Below are 13,689 nucleotides of genomic sequence, written 5' to 3' on the forward strand. Positions count from 1 at the left end.
AAGACGGGCGGCCCCTGAACAAGGACGAGATCGACGACTTGTGGGGACATCGCTGATATCTGTCGACATTCTAGGCTATCGCGATATGGACGCCTTTCTCTGGCAGAGCGGCTCGCGGCCATTGTCGATGATCTCAAAGCCAAAGCCGGCAAAGACGGGCGGCCCCTGAACAAGGACGAGATCGACGACTTGTGGGGACATCGCTGATATCTGTCGACATTCTAGGCTATCGCGATTTTGATGTCGGCAGGACAGTGGAGGGCGCGAAGGAACGCCGCGTAACGGCTTTCTACCGGTAGCTAATGCCGAAAGGAACGATCGATCGTCACCGCCGACCGGCTCCCCCAGAAGCCCTACCTCCCCAGCTCGATAGACCGCAGCCGCGCCGCTTCCACCGCCTCGGTGAGCAGGCGCGTCAGCCGGTCCTCGCCCATCAGTACTGCAAGGGCCGCAGCCGTGGTGCCGTTGGGGCTGGTCACCTGCTGTCTGAGCACGCCCGGCTCCTCGCCGCTTTCGGCGGCCAGCGAGGCGGCGCCGTAGACCGTCTGCATTGCCAAGAGCTTGGCAGTCCCGGTCGGCAGGCCGGCTTTCTCGGCGGCCACGGTCAGCGCTTCGATGAAATGGAAGATATAGGCCGGCCCCGACCCGGAGACTGCCGTCACCGCATCCATCAGGGCCTCGTCGTCGATATCGGCCACTTGCCCGCTCGCCGAAAGCAGGTCGGCGACGAAGCGTTTGGTTTCGTCGGAAACCAGCCTGTTGGAAAACACCACCATCATGCCCTTGCCGATCGCCGCCGGCGTGTTGGGCATGCAGCGCACGATCGGCGCGCGGTCGCCGAGAATACCTTCAAACGTGGCCACCGGCGTTCCGGCGGCGATGCTGAGGAAGGTGGTCCGGCCATCGTTGAAGCGGATGTAGCCAGCCGTGACGTCGCGGATCACCTGTGGCTTGACCGCAAGGACGACGAGGGCCGGCACGGCGTCCGCCGGTATGGCGCCAGCATCCGCGCCGGCAGCGCAGCCCAGTGCTTCGGCACGCTTGCGCAACTCGGCATTGGGCTCGACCACGAACACCGCAGCCGGAGCGAGCTTGCCGGCTTTCAGCCAGCCCGAGAGCATGGCGTAGCCCATATTGCCGCAACCGGCGAGAACAAGCCTGATCGTCATCGAAAGCCTCCCATAGAGATGGCTTCCCCATAGACGTTCGCGGCAGGACGGGGAAGCCCTGTTGGGACCGTGATCAGGCGGAAACCCCGACCTTGCGGTTGGGATGCGCATGTAGTCGCGCAGTCGCGGCGACCAAATTAACCTTTTATTTCCTATGCCTGTTTAGCATCGCTTAACCAGTGGCGGTCGCTACGTCCCAGCCCGAGGGGAAGGCTCCAGAAACCATGGCTTATAGGAAAAATCGTGAACACTGGAGGAACGAGCAGTCCTTGCTGTCGCTCGTCGAGGCGGTGCGCGGCGAGGACGAAGCATCGCTGGTTTCGCTAGAAGACCGCGCAGGCCCGTCATGGCGCGAGGATGCCGCCACACGCCATCGTCTTGCCCGCTCGCGCCGCGAAGCGCGTGCCAGTCCGATCCTGTTGTTAGCCGCCGGCATAAGCCAGCCCGATCCTGATGAGCCAAAGGCCGGCACCATACTGATGGAAGAGGCTGCAGCGGCCGATGGGTTTTTCGACCCCGCTGGCCCCCTTGGCGGCCCCGATGCCGGTTCCGCCGATCACGCAGCATACCGGGCAGCGCCGCCTCCCGCTTCGCCGGTCGAGGTCGCGCGCCCAGGGCCGATCGGTGCCGTGTTGTCGGCGCTGCGCAGGCTCATGCCCGGTAGCGCGCCGGAGGAGGTGGCGTCCGGCGAGACTTCTGCCGCCACAAATTCCGGCGCAGCCATGCCGCCCGCCTTCCCTCCACAGCCGCTCTATGCCGGACAGGCACCTTATCCGCAGCAACCCGCGCCGCCGCATCCGACCTATACTCAGGCCCGGTCGAGGAAGGCAAATCAGGCCTCGGAAGCCGCCGATCAGCAAAGCCAGATCGAGGAAATCCGCGCCAGCCTGCGCGAATTCCGCGAGGCGGTTCGCGAGCTCACCGAAAACCGCACGCATCGCCGCTATTTCTGAGCGTCGAATAAAACATGCCGGTTTCGAGTTAACGGCATGGGACGGCGCATTGACGGGATTGCCCGGCTCGATTTTCGTGAAAATGCCGCGCTGCATGTCCGCCCGCAGCACATGGTTCTGGGCAACGGCCTGCATAAAAGATATCTGGAGCGCGCCGCATGGATGTTTTAACGCGGCAGGCTTACGCGATAGGCGTCGAGGGTGGTTCATGGCTGAGTTGATTGACGGAAAAAGCGTCGCCGAAGACGTGGTGCGGCGGGTCAAGGCCCTGACCGCCGAACTGGCGGAAAAGGGCGGACGGCAGCCCGGTCTCGCCGTGGTCATCGTCGGCGAGGATCCGGCGAGCCAGGTCTATGTCGCCTCCAAATCCCGCACCGCCAAGGAATGCGGCTTCCATTCGGTTCAGCACACGCTGCCGGCCGAAACCTCCGAGCCGGACCTGTTGAAGATCATCGGCCAGCTCAACGCCGATCCGGCCATCAACGGCATCCTCGTGCAGCTTCCGCTTCCCGGCCATATCGATTCCGGCAAGATCATCCAGACCATCGCGCCTGAGAAGGATGTCGACGGCTTCCACTTCATCAATGTCGGCAAGCTCGGCACCGGCGAGCTCGAGACCGCCTTCGTGCCTTGCACGCCGGCCGGCTCGATGCTGCTGATCGAACGGGTGCGCGGCAAGGACCTGTCCGGTCTCAATGCGGTCGTCGTCGGGCGTTCGAACATCGTCGGCAAACCGATGGCCAATCTTCTGCTTGCCGCCAACTGCACCGTCACTATCGCACACAGCCGGACCAGGGACCTGCCGGCGCTTGCCCGCACCGCCGATATTCTGGTCGCCGCCGTCGGCCGGTCTGAAATGGTCCGCGGCGACTGGGTCAAGCCTGGCGCCACCGTCATCGATGTCGGCATCAACCGCGTCGTCGCACCTGAAAAGGGCGAAGGCAAGACGCGCCTCGTCGGCGACGTCGCCTTTGCCGAAGCAGCGAAAGCGGCCGGCGCCATCACGCCGGTGCCTGGCGGCGTCGGACCGATGACCATTGCCATGCTGATGGCCAACACGCTAGCTTCCGCCTATCTCGCAGCCGGATTGAAACGGCCTTCCTTCTGACCAGAAAGCAGCGTCCTTGCCGAACCTCACTGTTCCCTTAGAACGGCCGGTCACCAATGATCCCGTTCAGGGCGGGCGGCAGTTCGGGTTTCTGTTGGTCGACAAGTTCTCCATGTTCTCGCTGGCCGCGGCAATCGACACGTTCCGGTCGGCGAACCGGCTGCTCGGCCGCGATTTCTATGGCTGGACTACGGTGTCGGCCGACGGCGACGCCGTCATGGCGTCCAATGGCCTGCCGCTCAAGATCGACTACGCCGTTGCCGATCTGCCGGCGGTCGATATCCTGTTCGTCTCGGTCGGGCTGACGACGGAATTTCCCGGCAAGAGCAAGGTGCTGGCGGCGCTGCGCAGCTGGGGCCGGCGCGGCAATGCGCTCGGCGCGCTTTCGGTTGGCTCTTACCTGCTTGCCGAAGCAGGCCAGCTCGATGGCTATCGCTGCACCATCCATTGGGAAAACCGTGCCGGTTTCCTCGAACGTTTTCCGGAGATCAACTGCACCGGCAACGTCTTCGAGATCGACCGCAAGCGCTACACCTGCGCCGGCGGCACCACCTCGATCGACCTGATGCTGGAGATCGTGCGCGGTGATTTCGGCTCGAGTCTCGCCAATGGCGTTGCCAACCAGTTCCAGCATGAGCGCATCCGCTCGGCCGGCGACCGCCAGCGCGTCGGCCCGGAACGCGACCTGACCGGCAAGTCGGAGAAGCTGCGCCGCATCGTCGAGCTGATGGCCGACCATCTCGACGAGCCGCTGTCGGCGGTGCAGCTTGCCAAGTCGGCGGGCCTGTCGGTGCGCCAGGTCGAGCGCCTGTTCCTGCGCCATCTCAGTGTGACGCCCGGGCGCTATTATATGCGGCTCAGGCTCGAGCGGGCGCGCGAACTGCTGCGCCAGACCAACATGCCGATCCTCGACGTGGCGATCGCCACCGGCTTCACCTCGCATTCCTATTTTGCCCAGAGCTATCGGCTCCAATTCGGCCGGCCGCCTTCCGAGGAACGCCGCACGACCTATTGAGGGTTGCACAGAGGTGGCGCAGCTTCGTACTCCACCCGGGCTTGTGTCGCGACGCGGCGTCAAATAGCTTTCCGGCGCCGAGCGGCGGCGACTGACGGGGGGATTTTTGATGACGGGATTTGTGCAGAGCGTCGCTGCGGCGGCCCTGTTGCTGTGGACGACAGGGTTCGGCTTCGCCGCCGATCGCGTCATCGTCATTCTCGATGCCTCCGGCTCGATGTGGGCGCAGATCGACGGCAAGCCCAAGCTCGAAATCGCCCGTCAATCGCTGCGGAACGTGCTGCAATCGGTCCCGGCCGAGGAGGAAATAGGCTTCATGGCCTATGGCCATCGCGAGAAGGCCAGTTGCGACGACATCGAACTCATCGTGCCACCGCAGGCAGGCTCGGCAAGTGCAATCTCAGCCGCGGCCGACAGTCTGAAATTTCAGGGCAAGACGCCGCTGACCGCCGCGGTCAAGCAAGCGGCGGAAGCATTGAAATACACCGAGGACAAGGCGACGGTCGTTCTCATCACCGATGGCATCGAGACATGTAGCGGCGATCCCTGTGCGCTCGGCAAGGAACTGGAGGCTGCTGGCGTCGACTTCACCGTCAATGTCGTCGGCTTCGGCCTGACGGCCGCCGAGGGCAAGCAGATCGGTTGCCTCGCCGACAATACCGGCGGCAAATATATCGAAGCGTCGGATGAAAAGGCATTGCAGGACGCGCTCGTCGAGACCGTTGCGCCTCCGCCACCCGCCCCTGAACCCACTCCCGCCCCGCAGCCTGCTCCCCAGCCGGCGCCCGCTCAGCCGGCGGAGTCCAATTTCGTTCCCACCGTCGTGCTTGCCGAGGGTGGCGATCCCGTCACCGACGGCAATGCCTGGGAGATCTACAAGGCGAATTCCGACGGCACGCGCGGCGATCCCGTCACCACCGAATATGGCACCTACAGAGGCAATCTGGAGCCGGGCGACTATATCGTCGTCGCGCGTGCCGGCGAGGCCAGGGCCGAACAGAAGATCACAATAGAGCCTGGCCAGGTCGCCAAACCGCACTTCAACTTGAATGCCGGCACGCTGGTCATCCACCCCAGGCCGAGCGAAGGAGCGGACGTTGATGACGGCGCGGCTGTCGTAATCGGCTATCCCGGCGTCGACACCCCGCCGACCTATTACGGTGACACGAAAGTCGTGCTGCCGGCCGGTGACCAGAAGGTGACGGTCACGATCGGCCAGGGCATGGTTATCGAGACGATCCCGCTTGCCGCCGGCAGGGTCATCGACAAGGACATCATCGTCGGCGTCGGGCGTGTCGTCGCCAACGCCTATTATGCTGCCGGCGGCGACAAGGCCGAGGGTTCGGGCATCGGCTTCAAAGTGCTCCAGGCGAAAAAGAACGTCGACGGAACCAGGCAGGAGGTGACTTATGCCTACGGTCCGGACAGCAAGTTCGATCTGCCGCCCGACGATTATGTAATGGTCGCGACGGTCGACCTTGCGGTGGCCGAGCAGCCGTTCAGCGTCAAGGTTGGCGACCATCAGGATCTGAAGATCGCGATGAACGCCGGCATGCTGACGATAACCGCGCCAGGAGCCTCGAAGATCGAGATATTCGAGGCCAGGAAGGCCATCGACGGAACCCGCAAGTCGGTCGGCTACGCCTATGATCAGAAGTATCAAGCCACCCTGTCGGCCGGTGACTACGCGGTGGTTTCGGAGAAATCGGACAACAGCTCGAAGGAAGGCACGGTAACGGTCAGGGCCGGCGCGCGAGCCGAACTGACGGTTCAATAGATCCAGTGGAGAGCAGCCATTAGCCGCTCTTCCCTATTGCCGAAAAAATCATGCCGTACCGAAGGCGCTGGCGCCATGGTCGGCGCGTCCCACCAACTGCCGGAACCCGGCGAAAAGCTCGCGGCCGAAGCCGAATTCATTGCCTATGAGGTCGCTGTCCGCGGGGCGGCGCAGTGCGAAATCGCGGGCTGGCACCAGTACCTCCAGCGTCCCGGCCTCGGCGTCGAGCCTGATGATATCGCCGTCATGGATCCTGGCGATAGGCCCGTCCTCCGCCGCTTCCGGCGTCACGTGGATCGCCGCCGGCACCTTGCCTGAAGCGCCCGACATGCGGCCGTCGGTGACCAGCGCCACATGCTGGCCGCGGTCCTGCAGGATGCCGAGCACGGTGGTCAGCCTGTGCAATTCCGGCATGCCGTTGGCCTTCGGACCCTGGAACCGAATGACGGCGATGAAGTCGCCGGTCAGCGACCCCGCCGTGAACGCCTCGTTCAGGCCTTGCTGGCTGTCGAACACCTTGGCCGGCGCCTCGATGATGCGCCGCTCCGGCTTGACCGCCGATGTCTTGATGACGGCGTGGCCGAGATTGCCCGAAAGCACTTTCAGACCGCCGCTCGGCTGGAACGCCTTCTTGAACGGCGCCAGCACCTTCTCGTCCCCGCTCTCGCGCGGCGAAGCCTCGCGCACGACGCCGCCGTCGGCGCCGAGCCTGGCCTCGACCGCGTAGGGGCGCAGCCCTTCGCCCCACACCGTCTGCACATCCTCATGCAGGATGCCCGCGTCGAGCAGTTCGCGGATCAGGAAGCCGAGCCCGCCGGCGGCATGGAAGTGGTTCACATCGGCAAGGCCGTTCGGATAGACTCGCGCCAGCAGAGGCACGGCTTCCGAGATGTCGGAAATATCCTGCCAGGTAATGGCGATGCCGGCCGCCGCTGCCATGGCGATCAGGTGGATGGTGTGGTTGGTCGAACCGCCGGTGGCGTGCAGGCCGACGATACCGTTGACGATCGAGCGCTCGTCGATCATTCGCCCGACCGGCGTGTAGGCGTTGCCGAGCGCGGTGATCGCCAGCGCCCGCTTCGTCGCCTCCCTGGTCAGTGCGTCGCGCAACGGCGTGCCGGGATTGACGAAGGAAGCGCCAGGCGTGTGCAGGCCCATGATCTCCATCAGCATCTGGTTGGAATTGGCGGTACCGTAGAAAGTGCAGGTTCCCGGCCCGTGATAGGATTTTGATTCCGCTTCGAGCAGTTCGGCCCGTCCCGCCTTGCCCTCGGCATAGAGCTGGCGGATCTTGGCTTTTTCGTCGTTCGGAATGCCGGTCGTCATCGGCCCGGCCGGGATGAAGACCGCCGGCAGATGGCCGAAGGTCAGCGCCGCGATCACCAGTCCAGGCACGATCTTGTCGCAGACGCCGAGATAGACGGCGGCATCGAACATGTTGTGCGACAGGCCGATTGCCGCGGCCATGGCGATCACGTCGCGCGAGAACAGCGACAGCTCCATTCCGGGCTGGCCCTGGGTGACGCCGTCGCACATCGCCGGCACGCCGCCGGCCACCTGGGCGATGCCGCCGGCCTCGCGCGCCGCATCCTTGATCAGCCTCGGAAACGTCTCGAAAGGCTGATGCGCCGACAGCATGTCGTTATAGGAGGTGATAATGCCGAGATTCGGCACCCGGTCGCCGCCAAGCGCCACCTTTTCGGAAGGGCTGCAGACGGCAAAGCCATGGGCCAGGTTGCCGCAGGACAGCACGGCCCGGTTGGCGGTGCGGTTCGAGGCTTCGGCGATGCGGCCGAGATAGGCCTCGCGACCGGGCTTGGAGCGCTCACGGATGCGCTGGGTGATGGCTTCGATATCGCGTCTTGCGGTCATGGCGGTCGGTCCTTTCAGGCGAGGTCCCGCAAGCACCTTCCGGCTGTTGCCGGGACCTGCAGCCAAGTTGAGATCAGGGTGCCCAGAAAACCTCTACGGGCTTTTGAGTGGCATCGAGCACGGCGCGAATGGGCTTTCGTGTTCCAGTTCCAAGCGCGGCCTCGAATGCGCTGCGCTTTTCCGCGCCCTCGATATGCAGCGCGATGAAGGCGGCTTTGATGATCCGCGCCAGTGACAGCGTCAGCCGTGGCTCGCCGGCGCTTGCCGCATGAACCGGAAGCACGACCCTTTGCGACGACGGATCGAGCAATCTTGCCAGGTTCCCGGCATCCGGAAAGAACGAGGCGGTGTGGCCATCAGTTCCCATGCCGAGCACAACGACGTCGAGTGGCCAGGGCAGCACTTGCAGCGCCTCGCTGTCGGAGACCGCTGCACCCTCGATACTTGCCGCGGCGTGGTAGAGCGGCACGAAATTCGCGGCGGCGGCCGCGTTCTGCAGCAGGTTGGCGGCAACCAGGCCGGCATTGGAGCGCGGCGATGAGGGCGGCACGAAGCGCTCGTCGACCAATGTTATCGTCACCTTTTCCCAGGCGATCGGAACGGTCGAAAGCGCCGCGAAGAATTTCGCCGGCGTCGTGCCGCCCGAGACCGCAAGCAGCGCCGTGCCGCGCTCGGCGATCGCCTTTGACAGACGGCCGGCGACGTGGCCGGCAAGCGCTGTGGCCAACTCCTGGCGTCCGGCAAATTCGTGCCAGTTGTAGGCGCCGCCTAATTGCTCTCGTGCCATGTCCGCCCGTCGCGTTCGATCAGCGCAATCGAGGCCGAGGGGCCCCATGTGCCGGCGGTGTAGCCTTGCGCCTCTTGCCTGCCGCTTTCCCAGGCGTCCTGGATCGGGTCGATCCATTTCCACGCCGCCTCGACCTCGTCGCGGCGCATGAACAGCGTCTGGTTGCCACGGATGACGTCCATGATCAGCCGCTCATAGGCATCGGGGGCGCGGCCGTCGAAGGATTGCGCAAAACTCATGTCGAGCGGAATCTGGCGCAGCCGCATGCCGCCCGGCCCCGGATCCTTGATCATGATGAACTGCTTGACGCCCTCGTCGGGCTGCAGCCTTATGACCAGCTGGTTGGCGGAGATCGGCCCGGCGCTCTCGCCGAAGATCGAATGCGGGATCGGCTTGAATTCGATGACGATCTCCGAAACGCGCGTCGCCAGCCGCTTGCCGGTTCGGAGGTAGAACGGCACGCCCGCCCAGCGCCAGTTGCCGATCTCGGCCTTGAGCGCAACGAAAGTCTCGGTGTTGCTGTTCTTGCCGAGTTCCTCGACATAGCCTTTCACCGGCCCGCCGGCCGAGGCGCCGGCACGATACTGCCCGCGCACCGTGTGCTTCGGCGCTTCGTTGCCGTTGATGCGCTTCAGCGCCCGCAGCACCTTCAGCTTTTCGTCACGGACGGCATCGGCGTCCATCGACGACGGCGCCTCCATCGCGACCAGGCAGAGCAGCTGCAGCATGTGGTTCTGCACCATGTCGCGCAATGCGCCGGCCTTGTCGTAATAGGTGACGCGGTCTTCCAGGCCGACAGTCTCGGCCACGGTGATCTGCACATGATCGACATTGGCGGAATTCCAAAGCGGCTCGTAGAGCGCGTTGGCAAAACGCAGCGCCATCAAATTCTGGACCGTCTCCTTGCCGAGATAGTGGTCGATGCGGAAAATCTGGCTTTCATGGAAGTCGTCGCCGACCAGGTCGTTGAGCGCGCGCGCCGAAGCGAGATCGCGGCCGATCGGCTTTTCCAGCACGATGCGCGAATTCGGCGTGATCAGCCCGTGCTCCTTCAGCTTGTGCGAGATGTCGCCGAACAGCGCCGGCGCCACAGCCAGATAGAAAGCGCGGATGTGTTCGCTGTCGCCGATCGCCTTCTTCAGCCTGTCGAAGCCGGCACCTGTGGTTGCATCTGCCGGGATATAGGAGAGCCGCGCGAGGAACGTGTTCAGTTCCGTGGCGTCGATATCCTCCGGTTTCACATGATCGGCAATCGCCTGCCTGGCGAACGACTGGAATTCCTCGTCGGTCATCTTCGAACGCGATGTGCCGATGATGCGCGTCGGCTCGGAAAACTGGTGGTCGCGCTGCCGGTGGTACAGCGACGGCAGAAGCTTACGTTCCGAGAGGTCGCCGGTGCCGCCGAAAATGATGAAGTCGAAAGGGTCGACGGGAATGATCTGGCTGGTCATGGTCTGTCCGCTGTGACGCCGGTCGCGATAACGCGGCTGATATAATCTAATCGATTTAAACTTGCCAGTGCCATTGCGTCACATCCGCGTGTGCTCTTGACACCGGCGCTGGCCGGAGGCTTGTCGGCAAGCGATGCTTCCGGAGCCTTCGCAGTTGCAGCATAGAGCCGGATGGCAGCGAAAGCCAAAGGAGAAATCGTCGATGGACGCACATCTTTCGATGGCCTGGCCAAACGCGTCATCGATCGCTTTCAACGATGAGTGAGAAAAGCATGCGCCTCAAAAATAAGGTCGCAATCATCACTGGCGCTGCCTCGGGCTTTGGCGAGGGCATGGCCAGGCGCTTTGCCGAGGAGGGCGCGCGGGTAGTCGTCGCCGATCTGAACGCCAAGGGCGCAGAGCGCGTTGCCGGCGAGATCGGCGAAAAGGCGATCTGGACCCAGACCGACGTCTCGCTGCGGTCCGAATTCGACGACATGGTCAATGCCGCAATGAGCGCCTTCGGCCGCATCGACATCATGGTCAACAACGCCGGTTACACCCATCGCAACGGTGACATGCTGGAAGTCGACGAAGCGACCTTCGACCTGATCACATCAGTCAACATGAAGGCGATCTACCACGCAGCGCTTGCAGTGGTGCCGGTCATGGAACGGCAAGGCGGTGGCGTCATCCTGACGACGGCCTCCACGGCCGGTATCAGGCCGCGGCCTGGCCTCACCTGGTACAATGCATCGAAGGGCTGGGCGATCACCGCGACCAAATCGATGGCGGTGGAACTCGCGCCGAAGAACATCCGCGTCAACTGCCTCTGCCCAGTTGCCGGCGAGACCGGCATGCTCGCGAAATTCATGGGCGCCGACACACTCGAGATCCGCGAGAAGTTCCGCGCGTCGATCCCGCTCGGCCGGCTTTCGACGCCGCTCGACATAGCCAATGCCGCGCTTTGGCTTGCTTCGGACGAAGCGGCTTTCATCACTGGCGTGGCGCTGGAAGTCGACGGCGGACGTTGTATTTGAACGGCCGGGGCCTCCGGCGAAGGACTGGCTGATGGCGAGCGACCCGCAATCGCTCTGCCGGCCCTACGCCCCGGTTTTGACGTAGCTCTTGTAAATCCAGCCGCGCTTGCCGTTGTAGACGATCTGGCACCATTGCTTGCAGCTCATCACCTGCACCGAGGTCTTGGCCGGCACGGTGAGAATGGCGGCTGCATTCTTTTTTGGGGCGGTGCGCATGGTGACGGATCTCAGGATGCGTCCGGTACCGGCAGTATTGGCTCTTCCGGAATTTGCCTTGGTGCTATTGTCGTCTTCGCTCGAAGTCTGCGTCGGCAGTTGCGGCTTGGGCGTGGGGATGGCGGCGGTCTGCGCGCCATCGGGCCCGCTGTTTTTCGTTGAGCTGCCGGGAGCCGCGACTTTGGCAAACAATGCCGCAGCGTCGGGTTTTGCTGCCGGGTCGGCGAATGCCACCGAAGCAGACGATTTATCGGTCGCCTGCTCGGTCTGGCTTGCCAGCTGGTCGGATGCTGCCGTGGCGGCGGCCGATGCCGTCTTTGGCCCTGTCCAGCGCGGATCGTTGGGAGCCAGCGCTGGTATCTCGGCTTCCGCCGCGGCCACCGCTGGGGAAACCGCATCTGCCTTGCCCGTCGTCCGCGGCGCCGCAGCAACCTTGGCAGGCATGATCTTCGTCGTCTTGACCGGGATGGTCGGAACGATCTGCTCAGGACTTGCGGCCGCTTGTCGCTCATTTGCCGGCAATGCCAGCCACAGTGCCACCGCGGCAACGCCGAGCAGTGCGACCGTGCCAAGCGCGGCTATCACCAGATGCGCGTTCGACCGGACCCCGTGCCAGAACGTCGGCCGCATATCGTAACCGAATTGCATCGCAAGGCGCCGTCGTTCCGGCGCGCCGAAACTGAAGGGCTCTCTCACACTTGCCACCTCCATTTGCGGGCCGATGTTCTTACGACCCATGCCGGAGAGCCGGCATTTCGATCGGCATCGGTCCCAAACCAAAAGCGGGCAGGCCCGCAAAAATTCCCCGTTCAGCTGCCCACGAGCATCATCTTTCGCCCGCGATTGTGGCATCACTGCGCCCTTGCCGGGAATTCTGCGCCCCGGTTAAGGATTCTGCAACGTCTGGTTAGATCCTGTCCCGCAACGCGTACCAGTTGAGCGCAAGGAAGAGCAGTGGCGCGCGCAAACGCCGGCCGCCGGGGAAGGGTGGAATTTTCAGGTCCTCGATCAGCTTCAGCCGGTCGCGGTTGCCGGCGACCGTCTCGGCATAAAGCTTGCCGAAAAAGTTCGACAGCATGACGCCGTGGCCGGAATAACCGCCGATCGAGGTCACATTGGGCATCACTTCGCGCACGAACGGCTTTCTCGGCACGGTGATGCCGACGTAGCCGCCCCAGCCATGAGTGATCTCGACGTCCTTCAGTGCCGGATAGATCTCAGCAATCTGCCGGCGGATGTGGATGTGGATGTCCTTGGGATCGTTGACCGCATAGATCTCGCGCCCGCCAAACAGCAGCCGCCCATCCTTCGATTTGCGGAAATAGCGCACGACGAAGCGCGAATCGTCGACCGCCTCGCCACCCGGCAGTATTTTGGAATCGGCTCCCAGCGGTACCGTCGCGCCGATGAAGGAGCCGATCGGCATAATATGCGCGGCACTCACCGGTTCGAGCGTGCCGCCATAGGCGTTGACCCCGATCAGGCATTTAGCGGCGGTGATCGTGCCCTTCGGCGTCGCAACCCTGACCTTGCCGCCGCCGGAGGTGATGCCGGTCGACGGCGTCTGCTCGAAAAGCTTTGCGCCGGCCTCTGCCGCGACTTTCGCGGTGCCGATCACCAGCTTCAGCGGATGGACATGGCCGGTGCCGGTGTCGCGGGTGCCGCCGAAATAATGCGTCGAGCCCAGCCGCTCGGCTGTCTCCGCGGCATCCATGAATGAGATGTGCGGATAGCCGAAACGGCTCGCCATGATCTCGGCATGCGCCTTGTAGTCGTCGACATAGCGCTTCTTGTGCGCCACCGACATCTGGCCGGGCATATAGTCGATCTCGATCTGGTGCATCGCGGCAAAGTCGAGCAGATGCGCCTTGGCCTCTTCGGCCAGGTCGAACAGTGCCTTGGCGCGGGAAAAGCCGTATTCCGCTTCCAGTTCCTCTGCCCAGGCCCGTTGTCCGGTGCCGAGCTGGCCACCATTGCGGCCCGATGCGCCGTCACCGAAACGATGCGTTTCGATAAGCACGACATCCGCGCCTGTCTTGGCGAGATGAGCCGCCGCCGACAGGCCGGTAAAGCCGCCGCCGACAATCACCACATCGCATGTCCGGTCGCCGTCGAGCGCCGGATATTCGGGCCTTGGCCCGGCCGTGTCTTCGTACCAGGAGCGGCCGGGGGAGATTGGGGATTGGTAAGTCATGATGCTCGGCTAGGGGAGTAGGGCAGTAGGGCAGTAGGGCAGTAGGGCTCTATGGTTGAGTGGCAGACCCGCAGATCCTCAGCTAGTGCGTTCGTCAGGTCTACCGGACGACGCTTATACTCATCACG

Annotated in this window: 12 protein-coding genes; 6 read left to right on the forward strand and 6 right to left on the reverse strand. The window is 63.8% G+C overall.

Features of this window, described 5'->3' with window-relative positions; translation table 11 throughout:
- Positions 1-353: 353 nt before the first annotated feature.
- Positions 354-1,169, reverse strand: a complete 816-nt coding sequence (proC, locus tag NKH04_RS31730) for a pyrroline-5-carboxylate reductase (RefSeq protein ID WP_352686527.1) — start codon at positions 1,167-1,169, stop codon at positions 354-356.
- A gap of 224 nt (positions 1,170-1,393) precedes the next feature.
- On the opposite strand from proC, the gene NKH04_RS31735 reads away from it, so the two are divergent.
- The 5 genes from NKH04_RS31735 to NKH04_RS31755 all read left to right on the forward strand — a co-directional run bounded on the left by NKH04_RS31735 (position 1,394) and on the right by NKH04_RS31755 (position 6,022).
- On the forward strand, positions 1,394-2,122 hold the full coding sequence (locus NKH04_RS31735) for a hypothetical protein (RefSeq protein WP_353045523.1): 729 nt from the start codon (positions 1,394-1,396) through the stop codon (positions 2,120-2,122).
- A 36-nt stretch (positions 2,123-2,158) separates the two neighbouring features.
- On the forward strand, positions 2,159-2,293 hold the full coding sequence (locus tag NKH04_RS31740) for a hypothetical protein (protein ID WP_352472722.1): 135 nt from the start codon (positions 2,159-2,161) through the stop codon (positions 2,291-2,293).
- 37 nt (positions 2,294-2,330) lie between these two features.
- Entirely contained in the window at positions 2,331-3,230 is a 900-nt protein-coding gene (folD, locus tag NKH04_RS31745; protein WP_352472721.1) for a bifunctional methylenetetrahydrofolate dehydrogenase/methenyltetrahydrofolate cyclohydrolase FolD, read from the forward strand.
- A 16-nt stretch (positions 3,231-3,246) separates the two neighbouring features.
- Positions 3,247-4,245, forward strand: coding sequence for a GlxA family transcriptional regulator (locus NKH04_RS31750; RefSeq protein ID WP_352822942.1), 999 nt, complete (start codon positions 3,247-3,249; stop codon positions 4,243-4,245).
- 109 nt (positions 4,246-4,354) lie between these two features.
- Positions 4,355-6,022 carry a vWA domain-containing protein gene (locus NKH04_RS31755; RefSeq protein ID WP_353045524.1) on the forward strand — a complete coding sequence of 556 codons (1,668 nt, stop codon included), beginning with the start codon at positions 4,355-4,357 and terminating at the stop codon, positions 6,020-6,022.
- A gap of 48 nt (positions 6,023-6,070) precedes the next feature.
- Here the strand turns inward: NKH04_RS31755 and edd are convergent, their stop codons facing one another.
- From edd to zwf, 3 genes are all read right to left on the reverse strand, one after another.
- Entirely contained in the window at positions 6,071-7,894 is a 1,824-nt protein-coding gene (edd, locus tag NKH04_RS31760) for a phosphogluconate dehydratase (RefSeq protein WP_353045525.1), read from the reverse strand.
- A 73-nt stretch (positions 7,895-7,967) separates the two neighbouring features.
- Positions 7,968-8,681, reverse strand: coding sequence for a 6-phosphogluconolactonase (pgl, locus tag NKH04_RS31765; protein ID WP_353045526.1), 714 nt, complete (start codon positions 8,679-8,681; stop codon positions 7,968-7,970).
- A complete protein-coding gene (zwf, locus tag NKH04_RS31770) occupies positions 8,663-10,132 on the reverse strand; it encodes a glucose-6-phosphate dehydrogenase (protein ID WP_353045527.1) in 1,470 nt (489 codons plus the stop codon). Before zwf ends, pgl begins: the two co-directional genes overlap by 19 nt.
- Positions 10,133-10,404: 272 nt before the next feature.
- On the opposite strand from zwf, the gene NKH04_RS31775 reads away from it, so the two are divergent.
- On the forward strand, positions 10,405-11,151 hold the full coding sequence (locus tag NKH04_RS31775) for an SDR family oxidoreductase (protein ID WP_352503604.1): 747 nt from the start codon (positions 10,405-10,407) through the stop codon (positions 11,149-11,151).
- Positions 11,152-11,214: 63 nt separating this feature from the next.
- Here NKH04_RS31775 and NKH04_RS31780 read toward each other — a convergent pair whose 3' ends face one another.
- Together NKH04_RS31780 and NKH04_RS31785 are read right to left on the reverse strand one after the other, a co-directional pair.
- On the reverse strand, positions 11,215-12,015 hold the full coding sequence (locus NKH04_RS31780; RefSeq protein WP_352503605.1) for an SH3 domain-containing protein: 801 nt from the start codon (positions 12,013-12,015) through the stop codon (positions 11,215-11,217).
- A gap of 259 nt (positions 12,016-12,274) precedes the next feature.
- Positions 12,275-13,561: an NAD(P)/FAD-dependent oxidoreductase gene (locus tag NKH04_RS31785; protein WP_353045528.1), complete on the reverse strand. Its 1,287-nt coding sequence runs from the start codon at positions 13,559-13,561 to the stop codon at positions 12,275-12,277.
- Between the last annotated feature and the right edge of the window lie 128 nt (positions 13,562-13,689).

This window comes from Mesorhizobium sp. M1365 (genome assembly GCF_040317865.1).
Taxonomy (GTDB): Bacteria; Pseudomonadota; Alphaproteobacteria; order Rhizobiales; family Rhizobiaceae; genus Mesorhizobium.